General features: G+C 34.8%; 18 protein-coding genes. 13 read left to right on the top strand and 5 right to left on the bottom strand.

Annotated features, from left to right (window positions below; translation table 11 throughout):
- The first annotated feature begins 75 nt into the window (after nt 1-75).
- The 6 genes from LNP23_RS21660 to LNP23_RS21685 all read left to right on the top strand — a co-directional run bounded on the left by LNP23_RS21660 (nt 76) and on the right by LNP23_RS21685 (nt 5,582).
- The gene (locus LNP23_RS21660; RefSeq protein ID WP_230002850.1) at nt 76-1,146 is read left to right on the top strand and encodes a hypothetical protein; all 1,071 of its coding nucleotides are present in this window, start codon (nt 76-78) and stop codon (nt 1,144-1,146) included.
- Between the two features lie 13 nt (nt 1,147-1,159).
- Nucleotides 1,160-1,819 carry a hypothetical protein gene (locus tag LNP23_RS21665; protein ID WP_047778692.1) on the top strand — a complete coding sequence of 220 codons (660 nt, stop codon included), beginning with the start codon at nt 1,160-1,162 and terminating at the stop codon, nt 1,817-1,819.
- 76 nt (nt 1,820-1,895) lie between these two features.
- Nucleotides 1,896-3,770, top strand: a complete 1,875-nt coding sequence (locus LNP23_RS21670) for a fibronectin type III domain-containing protein (RefSeq protein WP_230002851.1) — start codon at nt 1,896-1,898, stop codon at nt 3,768-3,770.
- A gap of 203 nt (nt 3,771-3,973) precedes the next feature.
- A complete protein-coding gene (locus LNP23_RS21675; protein WP_230002852.1) occupies nt 3,974-4,438 on the top strand; it encodes a hypothetical protein in 465 nt (154 codons plus the stop codon).
- 16 nt (nt 4,439-4,454) lie between these two features.
- On the top strand, nt 4,455-4,925 hold the full coding sequence (locus LNP23_RS21680) for a phage holin family protein (protein WP_047778689.1): 471 nt from the start codon (nt 4,455-4,457) through the stop codon (nt 4,923-4,925).
- A gap of 255 nt (nt 4,926-5,180) precedes the next feature.
- Nucleotides 5,181-5,582 carry a hypothetical protein gene (locus LNP23_RS21685; RefSeq protein ID WP_230002853.1) on the top strand — a complete coding sequence of 134 codons (402 nt, stop codon included), beginning with the start codon at nt 5,181-5,183 and terminating at the stop codon, nt 5,580-5,582.
- 414 nt (nt 5,583-5,996) lie between these two features.
- Here the strand turns inward: LNP23_RS21685 and LNP23_RS21690 are convergent, their stop codons facing one another.
- From LNP23_RS21690 to LNP23_RS22865, 5 genes are all read right to left on the bottom strand, one after another.
- Nucleotides 5,997-7,283, bottom strand: coding sequence for an HlyD family secretion protein (locus tag LNP23_RS21690; protein ID WP_230002854.1), 1,287 nt, complete (start codon nt 7,281-7,283; stop codon nt 5,997-5,999).
- A gap of 1 nt (nt 7,284) precedes the next feature.
- On the bottom strand, nt 7,285-9,477 hold the full coding sequence (locus LNP23_RS21695) for a peptidase domain-containing ABC transporter (protein ID WP_230002855.1): 2,193 nt from the start codon (nt 9,475-9,477) through the stop codon (nt 7,285-7,287).
- A gap of 1 nt (nt 9,478) precedes the next feature.
- Nucleotides 9,479-10,666: a hypothetical protein gene (locus tag LNP23_RS21700; RefSeq protein ID WP_230002856.1), complete on the bottom strand. Its 1,188-nt coding sequence runs from the start codon at nt 10,664-10,666 to the stop codon at nt 9,479-9,481.
- Nucleotides 10,667-10,692: 26 nt separating this feature from the next.
- A complete protein-coding gene (locus LNP23_RS21705) occupies nt 10,693-11,820 on the bottom strand; it encodes a hypothetical protein (RefSeq protein WP_047778684.1) in 1,128 nt (375 codons plus the stop codon).
- 143 nt (nt 11,821-11,963) lie between these two features.
- Complete coding sequence (locus LNP23_RS22865; protein ID WP_255663417.1) at nt 11,964-12,089, bottom strand: hypothetical protein; 126 nt, start codon at nt 12,087-12,089, stop codon at nt 11,964-11,966.
- A gap of 599 nt (nt 12,090-12,688) precedes the next feature.
- On the opposite strand from LNP23_RS22865, the gene LNP23_RS21710 reads away from it, so the two are divergent.
- From LNP23_RS21710 to LNP23_RS21740, 7 genes are all read left to right on the top strand, one after another.
- A complete protein-coding gene (locus LNP23_RS21710) occupies nt 12,689-14,293 on the top strand; it encodes a helix-turn-helix domain-containing protein (RefSeq protein WP_230002857.1) in 1,605 nt (534 codons plus the stop codon).
- A gap of 37 nt (nt 14,294-14,330) precedes the next feature.
- Nucleotides 14,331-14,573: a hypothetical protein gene (locus LNP23_RS21715; RefSeq protein WP_047778682.1), complete on the top strand. Its 243-nt coding sequence runs from the start codon at nt 14,331-14,333 to the stop codon at nt 14,571-14,573.
- A 287-nt stretch (nt 14,574-14,860) separates the two neighbouring features.
- Complete coding sequence (locus LNP23_RS21720; RefSeq protein WP_230002858.1) at nt 14,861-17,065, top strand: lantibiotic dehydratase family protein; 2,205 nt, start codon at nt 14,861-14,863, stop codon at nt 17,063-17,065.
- A gap of 3 nt (nt 17,066-17,068) precedes the next feature.
- Complete coding sequence (locus LNP23_RS21725) at nt 17,069-17,926, top strand: thiopeptide-type bacteriocin biosynthesis protein (protein ID WP_230002859.1); 858 nt, start codon at nt 17,069-17,071, stop codon at nt 17,924-17,926.
- Between the two features lie 390 nt (nt 17,927-18,316).
- Nucleotides 18,317-20,425 (top strand): hypothetical protein, encoded by a 2,109-nt coding sequence (locus tag LNP23_RS21730; protein WP_230002860.1) that lies wholly within the window; start codon nt 18,317-18,319, stop codon nt 20,423-20,425.
- A 96-nt stretch (nt 20,426-20,521) separates the two neighbouring features.
- The gene (locus LNP23_RS21735) at nt 20,522-22,063 is read left to right on the top strand and encodes a hypothetical protein (RefSeq protein WP_230002861.1); all 1,542 of its coding nucleotides are present in this window, start codon (nt 20,522-20,524) and stop codon (nt 22,061-22,063) included.
- Nucleotides 22,064-22,544: 481 nt separating this feature from the next.
- Nucleotides 22,545-23,132 (top strand): hypothetical protein, encoded by a 588-nt coding sequence (locus LNP23_RS21740; protein ID WP_230002862.1) that lies wholly within the window; start codon nt 22,545-22,547, stop codon nt 23,130-23,132.
- The last annotated feature ends 164 nt before the right edge of the window (nt 23,133-23,296 follow it).

Raw genomic sequence — 23,296 nt, forward strand, 5'->3', positions numbered from 1 at the left:
AAAACAAACATAAACAAGTATCTATAAGCATATTACACATGTCTTACAGGCTAAACTATATTAAAAAATTAAAATATGGCACGTACAATTGCTGAAATACAGAATGAAATTCTGTTAGAGAAAGGGAAATATACTTCCCTGAACAACTTAACACAATCAAAGACAAGTGTCTGGAATCTTTGGGTCAATATTGTGGCTACGGCTGTTTGGTTACACGAAAAAATCGTAGAAAAAAATGCCTTAATATCAAGGCCTCATACCTTAAACTGGTATCGCGAACAGGCATTAAACTTTCATTACGGCACCCCTTTAGACCCTGATTCCAGCAACGGAATGTCACTCGTTTGGAAAGAGGGCTCGTATCAATTTGACACCACAGATCTTAGTCCTGAACAAATTGAATCGTCTAAAATAATAAAATATTGCGCCGTAAGTGAGGTTGACTTAGGAACCATCCTTGATACCGAAAAAAAACCTGAACAAATTTTTTCGGACTTCTTCCACAACAAAATCGGGGTTGTTTTTATAAAAGTCGCTACGGTAAAAGGAGATCAGATCGCCAAAATAGATGTTCCCAACGAACTTTATGCTTTTAAAGAATATATCGCCAAAATTAAAGATGCAGGAAATCAGGTGCATATCACTTCAGATCAAGGTGATATTCTGAAAATAAATTTAAATGTTTATATCGATCCTTTGCAAATTTATATTAACCCGAACGATATTGAATACAATCAATTAAAGAGTTTAACGGGTATCCTGACACCAGAGCAGAAAGACAAATTGAAGAAATATGAGTTGGAGGGTTACGAACCGGACTCCAAAAACGGCTCATTGATAACAGATAACGAGACTTATCCAATACTGGAAGCTGCCAAAGAACATTTAAGAAATATTGAATTTAACGGTGCCTTTGTCAAAACGTATCTCGTTGATGCGCTACAGAAAGCCGCAGGCGTTAAAATTCCAATATTAACTAAGCTCCAAACCAGTGTCGCCCAAAATCCAAATGATGAATTGGCTCCTGAACTTTACGATGTTAGTAACCTGGAGTATTTCATTCCTAAAGCCGGTTATTTTGATTTGGATACCCTAACGGTTGAGGTAAACTACATTCCTTATAATTTCTACCGAGATAAACAATAACCTAATATAGACAATGAATAAATACACCACAGTAAAATGGGAAAAGTTATTGTTATGGCTGATCCCCCCAGTTCTTAGAAAACAGACACATTATCATTGGCTTAATGTTTTACTCTCGCCTATCGCTAAGATTTATGAAGAGACTCTCTATAAAATGCAGCATACCGGTCAGATTATCTATCTGGAGAAAGTACTCAACGAGACTTTTAATGTGACCAAAAATTATAATCCTAATTTAAGTATGGAGCAAAAAAGACGGGAGGAGTTTATTTATATAGACGAATCGGTCAAACCTACCATACAGTATGTCTACCTGAACAAAGAGTATTACGAACCGGATAAAGTTTTATCAACTCCAACCTTAAAAATCTTTAAACTATCGATTCCGCTGTTAAAGATTTTTGACCGCAATGGGTATAAAAAAAGAAACAATAAACCGGTTTATCTGGCTCATCGAAGCGATTACACCAAAATAAGCTACGCCAATTTCAGAGTTTTTATACCGGAAAGTTTACTAAAAAACGGAACCATAGTCTGCGAAGCAAACAGAGACGCCTCTCCTCACAAAACGGAACCTATAAAAGTGGCCACTATGGCCTATCACAATCTTCTTAATTTTTACAGATTAGCCGGTAAAAGTTATGAAAGCTATTCTTATGAGCCGGAAAAATAAACTAGAGATCATAGAAGCTAGAATAGAGAAGTATGAACAAACTTAAAAAAACAACAGCCATTTAAATTAATAAAAAATGAAAAGAATAAATTTTAGTCATTCAGGAGGATTTCCACTCGAACAAGAAACTTTAGAAAGACTTCAGTCCGCCTACAGGTCTGAATTATACGAAGCATTAAAAAGACATTTAAGTATTAAGACTCCTGCCACTATTGGAGAAGCCATAAATTATATTATAGCTCCCGCAACAAGCGAGAAACAAGGCTTGGCAGTGATACACCAAATCGAAAAAAACGCTCAGGGAGAAGAAAAAATAGAGGGCATTTTGTATCCAATTGCAAAAGGAGCCCAAGACAGCTGCTTAAAAACGACCCGAACAGGGACCAGTTTAGTATATGGTACGGGAACATTTCAAACCGCCTATTTTGATTACGAAGCCCAATACATCAGTCAAACCGACTATAACAATGCCGATAGAAGCGGTACAACTAATACTGATGCCTTAACGGTATATTATTATGAATTGGACGATTTCCAAATAGTTAAGGATATTGCTGCTATTGAAGCCATTCTGCAAAGATTGCAGAATGAAATTGATGCGATAGAAAATGATATCGCTACTGTTGTTAAACCAAAAATTAGTGCCATAGAAAGCGATATTGCCAACGTCGTTAAACCAAAAATTAATGCAATAGAAAGTGACATCGCCAATGTTGTTAAGCCAAAAATTAATGCAATAGAAAGCGATATCGCCAATGTCGTTAAACCAAAAATTAGTGCAATCGAAGGCGATATTGCTAATGTCGTTAAGCCAAGAATTACTGCAATCGAAGGTGATATTGCTAATGTCGTTAAGCCAAAAATTACTGCAATCGAAGGTGATATTGCTAATGTCGTTAAACCAAGAATTAGTGCAATCGAAGGAGATATTGCTAATGTCGTTAAGCCGGGGATCAACGAAAACACTAACCAAATTAATGTAATTAAAGATACCTACCTACCTCTTGACGGCTCAAAAGCCATGACAGGAAATTTGACTGTAGGAGGAAACATAACTGTAAATACAACGGATCAGGTAGAAGCAACAAAATCCGAAACGCCTTTGTTAGTACTAAAAGGAGGAAATAAGATTGCTAAAACTGATATCTCTATCAAAGCCCTAATGGACCGTCTCATTGCTTTAGAAGCAAGACCCGCAGCAACTGGAATACCTGTCGGTATCGTTGCCATTTGGGGCAGGCCTGCTAATCAAATTCCAACAGGATGGAAAGAATATGAACCATTACAAGGAAGAATGCCAGTTGGACTTTATAATCCTGACTTTCAAGAACGAGGTAAACAATTTGTCCAAAGAAGTTATTATCAAAATTTAACTTTTTATTTTGAGAATGGGACCAGAATATGGCCATTTGATACCTTAGGAAAAGCTGGAGGATATGTAGCAAAATCTTTGAATGTTGATGAAATGCCTCCACACAACCATCCTTTAGCTACTGATTCCGCCGGAACGTCGGACATGAATACAGTAGTAATGGAAGGTACACGAAATAACGATGAGGGATGGTCTGACACTAACACAACCGGATCAAGAGGAAATGGTAATTCTTTTCCACTACAAAGTCCTTACAGAGTAGTTCAATTTATTGAATATACGGGAGGCTCAGATCCTACAATAATACCATCAACTCCAGTAAAATTAACCTACTCCTTTGAACCACCAAGTCTGATCGTATTTGAATGGGAAGCTTCAATAGACAATAACAGTGGAATTCGTTATGAACTATGGTCTAAAAAATCTGGAGAAGAATATAAATTACATTCGACTGACTCTCTAGTCACTCGCAATTTTTTTGCTGCAACTAACACAACATATCATTTTCAGGTATACGCTATAGATAGTGATAACAATAGATCACTTCCTTCTAACGAACTCATCATTCCTATACCGTAACTCCAGTTTCTCTGTAGATTTGTTAATAACATTCGTATTGGTTTAAAGAATAAATTACCCTCAGACAATCTGCTAGGACTTTATTCTCTAACAAGATTCATAAACCTGCAAATCTGTATAAGTAACAATATGTAATACTCTTCTGGGGCACTTTGCCCCAAAAGAGTACTTACTTAAAATCATTCACCTTAAAAAAATCACCTATGAAAGTAGTAAAATTTATTTTTACCACTGCGGCATTACTGTGGCTGCTGGTCACCATCCTGACCGTATTACCCATTGTTGTTTTGCTACTGCCAACCTTTTTTTTTTCAAAAAATCACTATACCGAATGGATCTTTTTTTCCACTGCCTTACTCTGTTCTTTAGGCTTTTACCCTATTTACACCCTGTATACGCTATTAGACTGGAACGATTTTTTAAGATTTTCAAAAAACCTTCGTTTACACCTTAACATTATGGGAAACAGGATCATCCGAACTGTAACAAATGACACTCTTGTCAGCCCTGCTCCTGTCCATCAATTTGATACTGTACAGGAAGTTGCAAATAATGATTTAAGAAAAAACAACAATCATCCTACGCTGTCGATATTCGGAAAAAGAGTAACCAACTTACCGAATCTAATTGATTTTAATACTTTCAAAAAACCTATCCCAACCGACTAATAAAACCACAAAAAAGATGATCCATAAAATTTCAGAATATTCAAACGAAATCAAATTATTGCTTTATGGCATTTTTGTTTACTTAGAAATGGATGTCGAAATTGTGAAAGTATTGTTTTACTTAATGGTATTAGATACTATTTTAGGCATTATCAAAACTATAGTATTAGGAAATGCTTTTAGCTTTAAAAAACTGGCTTTAGGATTTGTATCCAAATTAGCCGTGCTGTTAATCCCTACCGCTTTGGCCTTAATGAGTAAAGGGCTTAACTATAACTTTAAATGGTTTGTAACCATTGTCATGGATCTGCTTATCGTAAGTGACGGCATCTCGATAATCAGTAATATTATTGCCATAAAGACAAAAAAAGAAGTAGAAAATTTCGATGCCATGACACTAATTCTCAAATCGATTAGAAATAGTTTGATACGGCTGTTTAAAAAACTTCTAATCACTATTGATCCTAAATTTCATACCGAAAAATAACACCTTCAAAAAGTCTCTTTTACAGACACCAAACCATAAAATAAGAAAACAAAAAAAGACCGGTCTATTTTGCTCTTAACCACCTTTAAACAAAGGAAATAGAAACTAAAAAAAGAAGGATTTGTTCTCCTAAATCGCTGTTAATTTCGTTCTTCACAACAAAAAGAAAAAGTAACTTTACGAGTACTATTAACAACAAATTACCCCAAATCTAATTGTTTCATTTTTTTAAAATTCCAAAGAACAACATGACCAATGACGTTAAAATCAGTAACCAAAAATGCATCCAATTTATTAGAGCGGGTATTTAAAATTAAAAGAACAGGAAACAGCATCGACTTAAGTAATTCTTTCTACGTTTCAAACAAAGAAATTTCTCCGGTATCATTTGAAGCCGAAATTTACAAAATAACATTCCGTACAGAACAAAATGGAGAAGCAAAGACCTACGATCTTTTCCTGCCTTTCAACGAATTAATTTGTGAACATGAAATTGCTTTTTTAGAAGATTATTTAGGAATACTTCTTTCCGGAGATGGATCGCAATTTGAAATTCTGGAGTTCCGATCGGATTTCTCCATTCAATTCGATCAGGAAAACAGCTATTTTATAGCGTCTGATGAGGTAAACAACGGTTTACTGCTTTTTAGAAAGTAAAAACACTCTCAGATACTCTTTTTTAACAAATTTATTTTGTAGAAATCACAAAGTAATTGTGAGCATCTTCAAAGAAAAAAAGCAAGATATATACCCTCGACGATTGAGAAATCAAAATATCGGAATATTGATCGTGATTTCTCCTTCGTCGAAATTAAAAGGATTGCGGTACAGCAATAAAGTCTAAAAGTTCCTTAAAGTTTTAAACTCAGCAGGTCAAATGTGAAATATAAAATGCAAAATTTGGAATTTGAGATTTGAGTTTCAAGTTTCAAGTTTTAAGTTTCAAGTTTTAAGTTTCAAGTTTTAAGTTTCAAGTTTTAAGTTTCAAGTTTTGGAATTTGGAATTTGAGTTTTGGAATTTCGAGTTTCGAGTTTTGGAATTTCAAAAAATTGGAATTTCCCCCCTTACCTTTATCTTTCAAAAATATCCCTAAATTGGTACAGTAATCTTTCAATTAATCGCAGGTCTTCCGTTACTATATCTGCATTTCCCTGCATTTCCTGCTGAAAAGGAATTCCTTTTTTATAAGACGTTTCCAAACCGTTTGGCAATAAAACGTCAACTAATAAATTGCCTTCTTTATCCGGCGTTAAAGAAATTGCCTGGGTTTTGCCTTTTAATATTCCGAATTCTCTGTACGGAAAATTGGTAAGTTTGATGTTGACCTTCTGACCTACTTTTATTTTTCCCGAATTTAATGTCGGAGCTTTCACTTTTCCAATATAACCACTTTCGCGACTTGGAATAATGGCAAAAATCGTCACTCCCGCTTCAACGGGTTGATTTTCTGCCCAAATTTGTAAAAAACTGATTTTACCATCGATTGAAGATCTTAAAACATAATTTAATTCCCAGTCTTTTACAGCCTTTTTTAATTGGTAAAAGGCCTGAATTTTATTGTTCTCCAGATTAATTAGTTCTTTGCTTTCGTTTATATGAGTTGTTTTACTGCTGCGATTTAATTCATTCAATGCCGATTTTAATTGCGAAATCGTACTCAGCAAACCTTTGTAACTTTTCTGTGCCTGTAAAAAAAGCAATCGTTGTCTTTCTACTTCCTGCGAAGAATAAATTCCTTTTTGAAATAAGGTTTCAAATCGGTTCAATTCATTTTTCTGGAGCACTAATTCACTCTGATTGATTTCTTTTTGCGACTCTAAAAGATTTAATCGTTCCTGAAGCTGAATTGCTTCGTAGTTTTGAGCCGTTCCTTCTACGCGATACGGTTGCAGTTTTGCATTTAACTGATCGGCCACACTTTCTTTTCTGAAGTTGGCAAAAGCACTTTCTACCTCTCCCAGTTGTGCAGTGTTTAATTTCTCAAATGGAAATGCACTCTTGTTTATATTTATTGTATCCAAAATATTTTTCAGAACAAATACGTCTTGGTATTTAGCCGAATTTTCGAGTATCGCCAGTGGCATATTTTGCTTGACTAGTGTTTTGTCTTTTACTAAAATAGCCTCAATCCTACCTGATGTTTTAACAACTAATTTCTGCGGTGGCGTATTGGTTGTAATCACGATTTGCGAAACTATAATATCCGGGTATTTTACAAACCAGGAGATTAAAAACAGGATCACTATAAATACCAATAATATTGTATTGCCCCACTTCTGAATGGTTTTGGGAGGGTCAGATAAAATATCTCTTACTTCCTCACTGTATATTTTCAGGTCATCATTTAGTTCTTCCATCTTAATTTCCTAATTCTAATTGATTTTTAACCAGAGCGTAATATTTACCTTTTAATTTAGTCAGGTCCTCATGATTGCCTTGCTCAACAATTTCACCATTTTCAAGAACAATTATATTATCCGCATTTTTTACCGTGCTTAATCGATGCGCCACAATTATGGCAGTTTTTCCATGAATAAAATTTTCCAGATTTTCCATAATTACCTTTTCATTATTAGCATCAAGAGCACTTGTAGCTTCATCAAAAAACAAATAAAAAGGATCTTTGTAAACGGCTCTCGCGATCATAATACGTTGTTCCTGTCCACCGCTCAAACGGATTCCTGAGGTTCCCAGTTCGGTATTGTATTTATTGGGCAATCTTTCGATAAAATCTTCAATATTGGCTACAAATGCCGCATTATTTAATTTATCTCTGTCAATAAATTCATTCTGTTCCGATTCAGAAATATTGCCGGCGATCGTATCGTTAAACATAAAAGTATCCTGCATAACGGCTCCGCAGTTTAAGCGCCAAAAATCATTGTGAATATCATTCAAATTGATAGCCCCGATATTGATACTTCCTTTTGTAGGATTGTAAAACTTCAATAACAATTTCATTAAAGTCGTTTTACCACTTCCGCTGGCACCCACTATCGCAGTAGTTTTGCCTTCTGGGATTGTACAGGTAATATTTTTTAAAATTAAAGGAGACGCTTTTCCACCGTAACGAAAAGACAGTTCTTTTAAATTAATAGACTTATCGTTTGGTAATTCTTTTGCTTTATGCGCAGAAACAAGGTCTTCGTCCTCTTTAAGATGCACTTGTGACAAACGTTCCAAACTAATTTTTGCATCTTGCCAGGATTGAATAAAAAGCACAAAATTACTTAAAGGCAAGTTAAGTTGCCCCACTATAAACTGTATGGAGGTCATCATACCGAGGGTTAGATTGCCATCTACAACCGCTTTGGCAGAAAGAAATGTAATGATAAGATTTTTAAATTCATTGATAAAATTAGCGCCAATAGTTTGGTATTGGGCTAATTTTAAAGTGCTCAAAGAAGTCTTAAACAAACTAATCTGATTAAACTCCCATCTCCAGCGATTTTTCCGTTGTGAATTATTTATTTTGATTTCCTTAACCCCATTAATAATTTGAATTAATGACGTTTGATTTTGTGATAACTGATCAAATCTTTTAAAATCCAGCTCTGCTCTTTTTTTCAAAAAGAAAAAGGTCCATCCTACATAAAGCACTGCACCGATTATAAATACAAAAAAGATAGTCCAATCGTAGTACGCCAGAATGATATTGAATATTACAAAGGTTACCATCGAAAAAACCATATTCAAACTCGACGAAGATATAAAGTTCTGAATACGGGTATGGTCTGTAATTCTTTGTAAATGTTCTCCCGCATTTCGGGTTTCAAAATAATTTACCGGTAACTTCAGCATTTTATATAAAAAATCTGAAATCATTTTTATATTAAATCGGCTGGTGATATGGATCAGAATCCATTCTCTGAAAACCGTAACCAAAGTTTGCGACAAAATCAGCACAAACTGCGAAATCAGAATTAAATAAATAAAAGGAATATCCTGATTATTAACCCCGACATCGACTATAGACTGCATCAGAAAAGGCAAAATAAACTGAATGACGGTTGCAACCAGTAAGCCAATAAATATCTGATAAATTAATTTTTTATACGGCCTGAAATAAGGATACAGAAACGAAAAGCCCTGCAACGTTTCTTTATGTTCTTCCTGATCATTAAAGTTGGTATTGGGTTCGAGAATTAATACAAAGCCGGTTCCGTCTGTAGTATCGGTCCAGGCTTTTTTGAAATCTTCGTGTGAATAAACCAATAACCCCATGGCCGGATCGGCAACCCAGACTTTTGTTTTAGAAGTTTTATATACCACAACAAAATGCTTTTGTCTCCACGGTACAATAAAGGGTGTAGGAGCTTCATTGATCAAACTTTCCAACGAAATACGCATGCCAAGTGTTCGCATTTCTATCGCTTCTGCGGCCTCGACAATACCCGCCATAGTAACCCCAATTTTGGTTATACCGGCTTTATCTCTTAAAAATTCTCTTGAAAACGTCTTACCGTAGTGCTTGGCAATCATTCTTAAACAAGTCGGACCACAATCTCTGTAGTCCAATTGTTTAAAATAGTGGAAGTTTTTTTTAATCATTTTATACTTTACTTTCTGTAATCAGCTCCCAAACTTTAGCATTAAAATTAGTTTTGTTGATCCCCGTCAACTTTTCTAAAACGATAAAATAATTATCACTGCCTCCTTTTTTATTTTTTCCACAACATAAAAATTCAACAACAGCAGAAAATCCTTTTTCTTTCTCTATTTTCTTAACTAATAAAGCATTGACCACATAATCTGCCATTAAGTGTTTTTCCTGACTCTCTCCAAAATTAAGTTGAGGTGTTTCGTACAAGGCTAAAGTCAGCCAGTCAGTTTTCGGGTTTGAAGCTACTTTTTCTTTAAATGTTTTTAAGATATCTCCCCATGATATTCCCCAGCTTCCGCCGTAAAGATAAGCGCACCCCTCATCGACCGGCTTGTTTATTAGTGTTCTTGAATAAGCAAAACGAGCTCTTTCGTGCCATAAATCATGCGGATCAAAACTGCTAAAGCTTTCATCATCATTACCACTTACGATTAATAAAGTGTTGTTTTCGTTTGCTGTAAAATTCGTTGAACTTTTGCCATTGTAATCTAATTTATAATCCACTCCAATATTGTGCAGGATATCCGGAAAATCTTTGCAGCCGTACCACTCAATTTGTGCATTGGTTGTATTGAGTTTTTTATCCAAAAGCGCTACCGTTTTTACATATTCAGAAGCGACTTTATTATCTAAAGTATTTTTAAAATGAAAAGTACAATTCCCTATTTTTTTAGTTTTCCACGAGCTTGTATTTCGCTTTAGCGGAGACGAAAAATAGAATTTAGTGTCTTTTTGTTTTGCGATAAATTCAAAACTGGCTGCCAAAACCGGGATATTTTCGTTTACTCCCATATATGAAAACTGAACTAAAAAATTATCTTTATCCAGTTGTACTATGTTTGTTAAATACCCTTTATAGAAATTATCGTCCTTAGTTTTAGCATTTCGCTCTATTTTTTTTATTTCATCCAATAACAAAGAGGTTTCTAACAAATCTTCTTTCTCAACAAAGACGTTTTCTTTATTTGGATTCTCTTTTAATGCCAGAAAATCATTTAAAGATTTAACCAACCTATTCGATACAATTGTATCCTTAGGCAAATTGACATTTGCCGACAGCGTTATGGATTTTGTCTGACCAAAATTAGAGATGGTAAACGATAGCAGTAAAGTCAGAAGAAATATTTTTAATCCCATTGTAATTGTTATTAGTATTGTTGTCGTTAAAATTCAAAAAAACCTTCTTTTTCCTTTTTATAAAATGCCTCAATTGGATTTAGTTTGCAAAAATCCTCATATCTGAAATCCAGATCGCGATTACTCAAATCAAAAAAGGTTGCCAGTTTTTTATACTTTTCTAAAATAGTGTGACATCTCGTATCATATTCCGCGTAGAGCTCTTTTCCTTTTTCGGTAAAAACTACATCAAAATCCAGAAGTTCAAGACCGGTTCTAAATCTGAAGATCTGATCGGTAAACCTGCCTAACAGTTCGTGTTTTTCCCTTCCCGAAAAAACATTCTGGGACACCAATAAATCAAAACACTCTACTCTTTTTGTCACGGTATATAATCCGTGAAATGCTCCGTAAATATCTCTGTAATCCCATTCTTGATTGGTATACTCCCGCATACTTAAATTGCTTACATCAATTTTAAAAAAATCTTTTTTATTTTGTAATACATAATAAAAAAAATTGTGCGATCCCTGATGTATCAATTCTTCAATGTAGTAGATGAGGTTGTTTTTCCCCAAGACATAAAAATACAGCGCGCCAAGCGTTTCAACAGTGGCAAAATTTAAGATTTTCGGATTGTCATGCAAATAGATTTTTTTGTTCGAAAAAACCAATTGCTCGTAAAATTCCGGAAGATTCTTTTTTATAATTTCAATAGCTTCAAATAACTCTTCGTAATTTTCTTTCCAAACCGAACTATATTCCGGATTATGATTTAAAATATGTCCTTTATAATATTCCCTGAAAAAACGTTTTTGTGTCGGGTGTATTTCTTTTAATATTTCAAAATCACCAATCTTTAATATAGGCTCATGTAATTCTTCTTTATCTTTCAGGAAATAGCCGACATTTGGAATGTATGCAATATCATTATGATAAGAATGTTTGATTTTTAATTCTTTTTTATCTACAAAATAGCCTTGTATTACCTCTTCTAAAAGTTCATTTGAAAAGGTATACTCTCTTTTAGAACTGAAATAGGAAAATAACAGGGGCTCTAAAAAAATATCATCATCATCAAAATTTATATTTTCCAATAGAGCAGGCGCTTCTTTGTAAATAAGTAACTTAATGGTATTGACAAGCTCTGTTTTAGCAGTAGTGACATTATCCATAATAATATAGATTTAAAAATATTTAAAATTTAAAAAATGTCCGTAAAGAACCTTTACTAAAAATGTAAATGTTAATTACGGACAAATCTATAAGTACATTACTATTGATGCCACATTACTGTTGCATCAATTAATAGAACTAATTACTCAGCTGCTACAACTTTTACATCGTGACAAGCTTCTTGAACTCCGCCTGAGATAGTTTCCAATAATTCTTGTGAAGCTACTGCTTCTGCTCTATTTTTTAAAGCGTCTAAACTTAATTTCATAATTTTTTGTTTTAAATAGGGTACATTAAAAGTTCGGCATATAAACCGTGCCATCGGTTTGCTTGCAAGCGCTTTATTTAAATACGTTCTTCCTCAATTGGCCTTTTGCAGAATACCAGTATTCAAATTCTTTTTCAACCTTTTATGATCTGAATGGTTATTTCCATCATAAACATCAGGAAAGTTTCTTTTTTAGAAATGGAATATTAAGTACGATTTACACCTAGGAAGATCAATCGCATTTGTAGGCTTTTTTTATTCTAAAAATTTCATTTTCCTGAAGTCAAAACTAGATAAAACATAATATTGTTCGCAAATGAACGCTATCGGAATTCAGGAATCCTGACACGAAATTCTTGAATTCCGATAAAAAAAATACACAATTACATCAAAATCAATCGATTACATATTTCATAAAAAATTCTATTTGTAGGTCAAATTTTACGCATATACCTTACTTTTATGAAAAACTATACTGCATGATCCGATCTGAATTTAGACAAACTTTACTTTTATTATTCTTTTGTACCACTTTACTGGCACAAACACCAAAAAAAAATCTTATAAAACTTTCTTATACAGAGTTAAAAGAACTTTATATGAATAATGAACAAGACAAAAAGCTGCAATTGGACTGTGCCAATGCCTATTTGAGTAAGGCCAATAAGGATGGAGTTGCGATCGAAAAAGCACGTGGTTTGTACTTACTCGGATTGTTAAAACAAGGAAATGAAGCCATCAAACTCTTTGACAGCGTTATCTATCTTTCAAAAAATCTAAATGATAATAAGTTTCCTGCTTTTGCCTACTACAAAAAAGGCTATCAGTTTAAGAATAAATTTCAATACAAAGAGGCAATAGACAACTTTTTAATAGCCGAGCGTATTGCCAAAAGCAACAATATCGATTTTTTCTATAAGGTTAAATTTTCCATCGCTCTTCTAAGATCTGAAGAATTAGGTGAAATAAACGAAGCACTTGTAGGCTATAAAGAATGTTTTAACTATTACAAAAAAAAGGATATTAGCCTGCCTATAAATTATTATCCCTATCAGAATGCTGTATTCGCATTGGCTGATGCGTATAAAGCGCTTAATCAGACCGATTCTACCACTTATTACAACAAAATAGGGTACAATGAGTCTAAATCACCTAAATACGTGGAGTACAATGCCCTTTTTATTTTGAATGAAGGGGCCAATATGACGCTAAAGAAAAACTACAAAGCCGCTTTAGACAGTATCAATAAGGCATTACCTAAGCTTATACTTTGCAAAAACACAGACAATGTTTTGGCCTCCTACTTCTATCTGGGTCAGACTTATGATGGTTTAGGCAATAAAAAAGAGGCCGTTAAGAATTTTATAAAAGTAGATTCCATTTATAACCTTACTAGAACAATTGCACCGGAATTTAAAAGCGCTTATCCCTATTTAATTGCCTACTATAAAAACAATGGAGATAAGACTAATCAATTAAAGTATTTAACCCGATACATGCATATTGACAGTGTTTTACAAGCGAATTATAAAGAGCTCACCAAAAAACTGCGCGTTGAATACGATACGCCAAATTTAATTTTAGAAAAAGAAACCTTAATCCAATCGCTCGAGAAAGAGAAGACACAATCCAATTGGGGCATAGTAATATCCTCCATTTTAGTGGTTCTGGCTGTAGGATTTGGATACTATCAATACCAATCAAAAAAGAAACATCGCGTCCGATTTGAAAAACTGATGCAAAAAGAGTCCGATACCACCGAGACAATAGCGCCTAAAACAGAGCATCAGGACAACATAAATCCAGAAAAAGTAAATACTATCGGAATAAATGAAGAATTAGTAGGTCAGATTTTAGAAAAACTGGAGAAATTTGAAAGAGAAAAACGTTTTTTAGAGTCCAATATCACACTTCAGTCTCTATCCGATGCCTTTGATACCAATAACCGATATGTATCCAAAATTGTAAACTTGTACAAACAAAAAAGTTTTATACAGTATATAAATGATTTAAGAATTGAACATGCTGTAACGTTTTTAAAGGAAGATAAAAAATTAAGAAAATACACCATTCAGGCACTTGCCCTCGAATTTGGATTCAATAATGCGGAATCATTTTCTATCGCTTTTTACAAGAAAACCGGCATAAAACCGACTTACTTTATGAAACAAATTGAAGAGACATTGAAAAACAAAACCGCTTAATAGTCAATCAATTAAACCACTCAAAATATCGGAATTCATGAATTACGATAAATCAAAAACAGATTTTAATTATTATTCCTTAACTACAAATATATTTGCGATTCAAACAAACAAATCAACAAATAAAAGAAACATGAAAAAGATTAAGAAAGAAAACAAAAAATTTGATTTAGACAAAATGGAAGTGGCCAAATTGAAAAATTTACGTGTAATTGTTGGCGGTAATGTAGCACCCACAAATCCAACTGACACGGTCGACACTGATGCACGAACTTTCTAAAAAAAACATTCCAACCGTTTGTGAAATCTAATATCAGTTTTATTCTTTTTGCCTTCTTTTTTGTTACTCCCTGTTAATCTGTAAAAGATACTCAGGCCGATATAAATCACGAGGATTTGCAGGAACAACTTTGGGTCTACTCAAAGAAAATTGTAAACCATGGTATAAATGATAATCACAACGGCTATAAAGATGACCTAAACGGTTGGAATTTTACTACCACAGAAATAAAGCAAATTATAACAGATCCAGGAACTTGCTGAAAAAATAAACAAACAGAAAAAATAATGTCTGATTTTAAAATCAACAGCTTTTCAGAATACGTACTTAGAACACCCTTATTTCCACTGTCCGCTTATCTCGGACTGCTAAAAGGCTACTCCTCTGAAAAAGCGGTAGAATTCTATAAAGACCCTGTTATAAAAGAAGCCATTAATCTGGCTTCTCCCGAATTACGACAACAATTAGACAAATGGGCAGCGGAAATGCCAACATTATCCCAAGAAAAAAAAACAGGATTAGAGCTTAGTTTTTTAAAGTATGTCGCCAGAATGTCTTCCCGCTGTACCCCTTTCGGATTATTCGCCGGATGTTCTGTGGGCAGTTTACATACTGCGGCCACTCATATTACATTAAATTCGATCACCGAACATACGCGGTTTACGCAATTTGATATGCAATATTGGGTTGCCATGCTTCAGGATACGGCAAAAAGAAAAAAAGTAGCTCCGCATCTGAAGTATTTTCCCAACTCTTCCATTTACGAAATAGGCGATTTTTTTCGATTCATCGAATATAAGTATGTTGGTACAAAACGAGAACATACAATATCGGCATTACGTAAATCTGATTTGTTGAAACAAATTTTGCTTCAGAGAAAATCAGGACGTACGGTAGATGAAATGGTGCTTTTTTTAGCAGCAGATGCATCCGAAAAAAAAGAGGCTCAGGCATTTATTCAGCAATTAATTTCTTTTCAGTTTTTAGTAAGTGAATTAGATGCGGCTGTAACCGGAACTGATGAATGGAAAAGAGTCTTTTCTATTCTTGATACCATTCCTCTTTTTGGTAAAGAAATACGATTACTTGAAAATCTAAAAGAAAAACTTTCTGATCTGGACGCGACTTTAGTTCCTAAAAAAGAGTCTTATGAACAAGTCAAACAGACTATTGAAGCTATCGAAACCCGTTATGAAGAAAAATACCTTTTTCAAACGGACTTGAATACGGCAACTCTTAGCAATAATTTGAATAAAAATGTGTCGAGAAAAGTGCTCAAAGCCATTCAATTTCTAAACGGTATACAGGTTCAGAAAAAATCCGAAAATCTTGAGAATTTTAAAAAAGCTTTTCTTAAAAGATATGAATCTAAAGAAATGCCTCTGGCAACTGTACTCGATACAGAAATCGGGATTGGTTATCTGCAAAATCAGGAGATGAATGACACACACGAAATACTGGAAAATTTCTCATTTCGTCCTAAACAATCAAAAGAAAAAAAACAGATTTGGACCGCTTTTGATTATATTCTACAAAAGAAGCTCCACAATTGTCTTTTTAACAACGAGGAAAATATCGTACTAACCGAAAAGGACTTTCCGGATTTTGATGACCATTTTAAGAATACACCAATTACTTTTTCGGTAATGATTGAGCTTTTTAATGAAGATAAAATTGCTTTAACCTCAGCCGGAAATATAAGTGCTGCAAAGCTATTGGGGCGTTTTTGCAACGGTAATACTGCTATTCATAACCTCACCAAAGAGATCGTAAAAAAAGAAGAGGAATATCATCATGATAAAATACTGGCCGAAATCGTGCATATTCCCGAGTCCAGAACAGGAAATATACTAAAAAGACCTATACTCCGAAAACATGAAATTAGCTACCTCTGTACGCCCGGTGTTGCAAGAGAAAACAACTTAGATTTAGACGATTTGTATATTGCTGTGAAGTCCCAAAAAATTGTTTTGCGCTCCCGAAAACACAACAAAGAAGTACTGCCTTATTTATCTAATGCGCATAACTTCTCTAAGAATTCATTACCCTTATATCATTTTTTGGGCGATCTTGGACTGCAGCATAAAAAACCGGCCTACTCGTTTAGCTGGGGCGTTTTAGAGACTGATTATGATTTTTTTCCAAGAGTAATTTACAATGACATTATACTTTCAAAAGCGAAATGGAGAGTCCGAAAAGAAGAAATAGTGTCTTTTTATCAAACAGATCAAAAGCTATTGACGGAAGCTTTTTTTAATTGGAGATCGGGCAGAAATATTCCGCGTTTTGCCAATTGGGTTCACTCCGACAATACGCTATTGTTTGATTTTGAATCTCCAATAGGTATTGCTTTATTTTTAAATGCTGTGAAACAAAAAGAAGATTTTTTCCTTGAAGAATTTTTATTCACAGAAAAATCAGTTGTAAAAAATAATACAGGGGATTCTTTTTCTAACCAGATTATACTCTCCTATTTTAAAGAAAAAGTATAAAAAATGCAAAGAGATTTTTGTTTAGGCAGCGAATGGTTGTACTATAAGATTTATACCGGAGTAAAAACTTCCGATGCTATTTTATTGGAAAAACTAGAACCTGTTATCACCCATTTGCAACACAAAAAAATCATTACAAAATGGTTCTTTATTCGCTACAGAGACCCTGAAGAGCATCTTCGTATTCGTTTTTTAATAGAAAATCCGACTCATTTATCCGTTGTCATACAAGCCTTCTACTCTGTTTTTAAGGAACTGATACAACAAAATGTGATCTGGACCTTACAAGCAGATACTTATAAAAGAGAAATAGAACGATACGGCAAAACAACTATGATTACTTCAGAAAGCCTCTTTTACAGAGACAGTGAAATGATACTGCAGTATATCCAAATTAAACCCTTGTTTAAGCAACAGGAACTTCCTTTATTATTCAGTTTTTATGCGATCGATTCGTTTTTAAATTCTTTTCAGTTATCAAATCAGGAAAAATTATCCTTGATGGATCGCTTGCAAACATCTTTTAAACAGGAATTCGAAAGTGACAAAGAACAAAAAAAAGAGTTGTCAAGAAATTATCAGTCAGTATACCAACAAATGCATAAAATCTTGTCACTTGAAGCTAAAAACCATTTTGGCGCAATCCGAAAAATTGTGGATGCTAAAACCAAAAAAAGCAACAAACTGGCCTTAGAAATTAAGGCTAAAATCGAAATTCCTCTCAATCAATTTCTCTCGGCCCATATCCACATGATGCTTAACCGACAATACAATTCTAAGCAAAGAACCTATGAACTGCTGATTTATGATCATTTGTTCCGGTACTATAAAAATCAAAACTTTGTTATTTCTTCTCTTTGAGTTTATTACAGAACGCAACAATCAGATGCGTTAGCGATTCCTAATACAGTTCAAAATTTTTTCTAAAGCCCGTTTTACAAATTGTAAGACGGGCTTTCTTTTTAACAAAAATTCCAGATTAAAAATCACAACAATTCTCTGGTTACCAAATACTTAAAACAGGTATTTCTACGCTAATTTCTTACAGCTATTGTTTCTAATTTTACTCGTCCAAACTCTATCCTACACGCTCCATTCTTTTTACACCCCTCTTTTACTTTATCGCAATACCATTTTATCTGCCACACAATCCAGATTACGAAGGAATAATGTGGAGTCCTGAACCCACTTTAAAAAACGGGGCGAGTACTGAAAAGCCATACGAGTAAGACCAATCAAAAAACTAATATTATGGAAACAAAAGACACAAACGAACAGGATGACATTGCTATAATCAATAATTCAGCTGTTGATTTTCAATTCAGAACACCGGCTGCAATACAGGATTTTCAAGGTGATCGTGCAAAACAGATAGCGTTGAATACTTTATGGAGTTCAAACCTGAATGATTTTACACAACAAGGTATGTTAAACAATCCCTGGAATGTGACAAATGCACCAAGTACAACCAATTATTACAATCCCATAGAAAACAATCCACGAGGTAGAATATTTCCTATGGCATGGTCTGCCTTCCCCGGAAGATTGGCTTTTAATTTTCCAAATGTTCCACAATTTAAATTAAATGAAATTGCAGATACAGGTATAATGCCGTCACATATCAAAAACAATCCCTGTGGTATACCAACCGAAACTATTCCCTATTTTCCTTATGGGCCGAGAGGCTGGCAGGATGAATATTGTGAATGGGCTGTTACAAGAAACGAACTGAACAAAATTATTCGAATTGACTTTACCTGCGAAAATCCGGAATACTGGAACAGTCTGTGGCTAATTGACCACAATAAAGTAGTGGAACTGTATCGATCAACACTGGGCAAACCCGAAATTACCCTTGCCGACTTAAGCTTAAGAGGTGCTGCAAATCCTATTACAGGCGGCCCGGTTTACAATCCGTTAAATAAATGGAACGTTGGTACTACATCTACCAGATCATCAGGTGGTGCCATGCATTTAACCAGTACCCCAAATACGTTACAGACCGAAATCGGATTGGCTACTGCCGCAACGGTACAACGCAATAATCCGGCTACAGGTGACACCAGGTGGCCACCAAGATCCTACAACGATTTATTATGTTTCGCACAATATGGACAAAAAAACCGTAACAGCGATCCTGCCATTGGCGGCAATGTAAATAATGTTGTTACTGGCCTACTTAGCAACAACATACCACAAGTAGCAACCATTACGGATCCTCCGGGATTGTACATTCAAATGCCTAACTTTGGAAATTATGAAACTCCCGATCACGATGAAGCCTCTAAATTTTGGAAAATTACGCGAGGATACAGAGATCTAACAGATCAATACGGCAATCGTTTACCGGGTAATTTTATACTTCACGCTGTATTTGAAATTACCGAGGCGGATCGAAAAAATTATACAATTAGTGATATAACCATAGGTAAGGAACCTATTTTATGGGGATCACAGGTGGCGGCTACTTTTCAAGTACAAATTGTTGCCAGCTCTTTTGACAGTCCTGTGGCTCCCAGAGGCTATAATGCCGTAGGTACACCGGACGAGGCCAATACTTTTGCCCAGCCCTTACAACTTTTTCATCAGGACTACTTTTTGGCTATGTATGAATATAAAGTTCCTAATCCTGTTAATAATCCTATTCCGTTATTAAGTAACAGTACGTTTATTCCGCCAGCCATTTCTAACTCGGCAAACCGGGTACCCATGGTATTGATCTGTGATTCCTGTACTGCAAGACCCGGTAATCGTTCCACTTTTCCAAGAATAACTTTTACTGATGCTAACATTACAGCAGAGGTTACTTCTGTCAGCGTCAACATCGACTATGCCGTGCCTGGAAACAGTATGCCCGGCAGTTATACGGCTTTATTCGTTACTGTAAACGTAGGCGCAAATGCTGCGTCAGGATCACACGGTATTTTTGTTACCAATGTCGGTCAAAATCAAAGTAAGGCAATGCTCGCAATGCTTACAGTCACCCCCAGAAGAGTAGAAGCCAATGTGAAATGGCAAAATATGGGAGTAACAGTGATTCCGGGAACTCCGGTAAAAATTGCGTACCACAGCGGACTCTGGACATCAAATCCGGATGATAATAACGGGCAATTGTACGACGCTTCAGGAACTCCAAACTTTAGAGCCGCTCAAGACGGTTATACCCTGCCGGGACAAAATGATGGTTCTTTAATAGGACGAGTAGGCAGTACCCTATTTCCTGTTGGTATGGGAACTACTGTTCCTGATAATCTTCAGGGAGAATTGGAATTGTGCATTAATGATGATCTAAACGGCACTTACGGAGCCGGTTTTGTTGATAATATTGGCAGTATAGCGGTTAAAATTACTATTGGCTAATACACTAATTTACGGTTATTAGGGAAAACTATTAAGCAGGAATCCAATTCGAATCTTGCTGTTTTCCCTTTTATTTTCTTTTAAACCCTGGAAACAATGAATATAAAAACGATACTTTCTAAAAAGATATTATGGCTGGGAGTGGTAATAATCCCACTTGCCGCTATTAGTACAAAAGCAGAACTTGGAAACTCCGACTCCTCTTATACCGCTATTATTCCAACCAAGACCAATACCTGCAATTGTTATGCTACCGACTCAACAAGCTATATTCTCCCTATAACCTTTCATAATATAGTACCCGGCGATTTATTCACTTTTAATCATCAGATCTTAGCCGATTGCTTTGCATGGCAGCAATTTATTTCTTTGAACTGGCCTACAAATCCGTCTTCTGATTTTGGTACACCACATGATTATTCTTTTGTGCAATGGGAAACTTATATGCACAGAGAAGTAATGTTTAAAGACGACGGTTCAAGACCACCTGCATGGGGAACTATGGTATCTGACGAATACAGCCGCATGTTCAAAACACAAAAACTTCTTTTCAATAAAACAGATACAAAACTGTTGACATTTGTCAATAAAATTGAAGAAAACGGTGCCGCAATCACTTTCACCCCCGATCAGGCATCACCTGTTGGAAAGCCAAGCTGGCTGGGAGCACAAAACTTCACTAATTTGTGGTATGAAATTATGCTAAACAAAGACTACTATGACTTTATTGTAGAGAAAGGATTTTACAATGCCAAAGTACAACATGACACTATAAAACGGAATCTACCCATTAATTTTCCGCAAGGGGAATACAACGGAATCGTTGGTGCCATCGAATTAAAAGCAGCATGGATGGAAGTAGTGAAGCCGGAATTATCGAAATGGAAAAGATATAAATTATCTAAAGCCATTGTATTAGATCCGATTACAAGAAGGCTAAGAAGGACAGTTGTGGCACTCGTGGGATTGCACATACTGCATAAAACACAAAATCAGCCTACATGGGTATGGGCTACGTTTGAGCACATAGACAATGTCCCTGACAGGGACAATTTAAATACCGCATCTGCTCCTCCAGACGGCTACAATTTTTACAATCCCAAATGTAAAGACCGCGAGGTCAAAATTCGTACTCCAAATGGAGATTCACTCGTAATTGTACCCTGTATTCCTAATACCCCTCCTCTTTATTATCTGAATCAGGCAGGTCCGGTACCCATACAAACCGTTCGCGTAAACAGTATTGATAAAAATAATGCCGCCCCTATTAATGCTCTGATGCAACGAAAAATCAAGAAATTTTATCCCAATTCGGTTTGGCAATATTATGAGTTAATTGATGTAATATGGTCGCAGAGTATTCAGCCTGATCCTACTGTTCCAATTCGGGTACCAAGAAATATAAATAGATCAACAATGCTTAGTGGTGCAGGTACGGTAATAGCCAATTCAACAATGGAAACCTACGTACAATCCACCAAGACGTGCTTCGACTGTCATATTTTCAGTACAATTGCTCCTTACTCAAGAGATACTATAAACAACTCTAAATTTGGAGATTTTAGCTTTGCGCTGACTTTTGCTAAATATCCTGCAGCAAAAAGTGATTACCTGAAAAAAATGAAGAAAAAAAAGTAATCAGACTGCCATTCAAAGCTGTTTTAAATTTGTCAAATGTCTTTACCAAACAAAATAACAATAAAGCGTTGCATGCAATTGATTTTAACATGGGAGAAGTACAGATTTAGAAGTAACAATTAAAAAAAGGTTTTTTAAAAAACACACACATATAATACGCATAATCAAATAGTTAAATCTAATTTTTTTTTCAATAATTAAGAAAGTAATTGACTCTTTTTAATGCAATCTTCATTTTAAAGATATAATTTTACTATACCTCTTTTAAGCTAATACCAAAGAATGTTATTTGACACGTATACATAACATTAAATGCACAAAAAAAACAGACAGCAAATTACGAATTACCTGATTTTCATTTTTTTTTCAATAAAGCCAGTAACGAATAAAAAACAAGCGCCTGCAACACATAAACAGGCAAATTATTTATAAGTACATATTCCAGAATTTAAGTCATTAACAAAAACTAAATTTTAAAATTATGAAAAAAATAATTGTATTGTTAGTTGCCATAATGGTACATGTTTCGGTTTCACAAGCTCAGACAGCAGAAGAAACACAAATAAAGAGTGAACTAAAAGCAGTAGATAAAAACGATCCAAATGCGAAAAAAGAAAAACAGGATCTAAGAAAAGAACTTCGCAAATTAGAAGGACAGGATGTAAGTAGTACTACCAGAGATCAGTTTAAATCCGATTTTGGAAATACTACCGCTGCAAAATGGAAACGCTCCGATTATTATGATGAAGCCAGCTTCACAAAAGACGGAGCCGCTAGTACTGCTTTTTACGACGCAAACTCAAAACTGGTAGGAACCATGACCGCTAAAAACATTACAGATTTACCGGCAAAAGCATTAAAAATAATAAACGATAAATACAAAGAGTATACTAAAAAGCAAGTGTCTTTTTATAATGATAATGAAAGTAATGACTCTAATCTATTGTGGTATGATAAGAAATTTGCAGATACTGATAACTACTTTGTTGAGGTTTCTAAAGACGGAAAAAATTCGGTGCTTCAAATAACGGCAAAAGGAGAAGTAAGCTTTTTTTCAGATATGAAATAGTGTGAAATTTTCAATAGCAATACTAAATAATTCAAGTTGCCAATTCTCTTATCTCCAAAATGAAACAAGTTATTAGGATTGTCAAAAAAAGTCTCACGCAGATTTTTTAGCGGATTGAAATATAAAAAATCCGCTGAATCTCCAAAATCTGCGTGAAAAAAATA

The sequence above is a fragment of the Flavobacterium cupriresistens genome, assembly GCF_020911925.1.
GTDB lineage: Bacteria > Bacteroidota > Bacteroidia > Flavobacteriales > Flavobacteriaceae > Flavobacterium > Flavobacterium cupriresistens.

Coding starts and splice junctions, on each gene's coding strand:
- LNP23_RS21660 (WP_230002850.1), top strand. CDS start 76: ATGGCACGTACAATTGCTGAAATACAGAATGAAATTCTGTTAGAGAAA.
- LNP23_RS21665 (WP_047778692.1), top strand. CDS start 1,160: ATGAATAAATACACCACAGTAAAATGGGAAAAGTTATTGTTATGGCTG.
- LNP23_RS21670 (WP_230002851.1), top strand. CDS start 1,896: ATGAAAAGAATAAATTTTAGTCATTCAGGAGGATTTCCACTCGAACAA.
- LNP23_RS21675 (WP_230002852.1), top strand. CDS start 3,974: ATGAAAGTAGTAAAATTTATTTTTACCACTGCGGCATTACTGTGGCTG.
- LNP23_RS21680 (WP_047778689.1), top strand. CDS start 4,455: ATGATCCATAAAATTTCAGAATATTCAAACGAAATCAAATTATTGCTT.
- LNP23_RS21685 (WP_230002853.1), top strand. CDS start 5,181: ATGACGTTAAAATCAGTAACCAAAAATGCATCCAATTTATTAGAGCGG.
- LNP23_RS21690 (WP_230002854.1), bottom strand. CDS start 7,283: ATGGAAGAACTAAATGATGACCTGAAAATATACAGTGAGGAAGTAAGA.
- LNP23_RS21695 (WP_230002855.1), bottom strand. CDS start 9,477: ATGATTAAAAAAAACTTCCACTATTTTAAACAATTGGACTACAGAGAT.
- LNP23_RS21700 (WP_230002856.1), bottom strand. CDS start 10,666: ATGGGATTAAAAATATTTCTTCTGACTTTACTGCTATCGTTTACCATC.
- LNP23_RS21705 (WP_047778684.1), bottom strand. CDS start 11,820: ATGGATAATGTCACTACTGCTAAAACAGAGCTTGTCAATACCATTAAG.
- LNP23_RS22865 (WP_255663417.1), bottom strand. CDS start 12,089: ATGAAATTAAGTTTAGACGCTTTAAAAAATAGAGCAGAAGCAGTAGCT.
- LNP23_RS21710 (WP_230002857.1), top strand. CDS start 12,689: ATGAATAATGAACAAGACAAAAAGCTGCAATTGGACTGTGCCAATGCC.
- LNP23_RS21715 (WP_047778682.1), top strand. CDS start 14,331: ATGAATTACGATAAATCAAAAACAGATTTTAATTATTATTCCTTAACT.
- LNP23_RS21720 (WP_230002858.1), top strand. CDS start 14,861: ATGTCTGATTTTAAAATCAACAGCTTTTCAGAATACGTACTTAGAACA.
- LNP23_RS21725 (WP_230002859.1), top strand. CDS start 17,069: ATGCAAAGAGATTTTTGTTTAGGCAGCGAATGGTTGTACTATAAGATT.
- LNP23_RS21730 (WP_230002860.1), top strand. CDS start 18,317: ATGGAAACAAAAGACACAAACGAACAGGATGACATTGCTATAATCAAT.
- LNP23_RS21735 (WP_230002861.1), top strand. CDS start 20,522: ATGAATATAAAAACGATACTTTCTAAAAAGATATTATGGCTGGGAGTG.
- LNP23_RS21740 (WP_230002862.1), top strand. CDS start 22,545: ATGAAAAAAATAATTGTATTGTTAGTTGCCATAATGGTACATGTTTCG.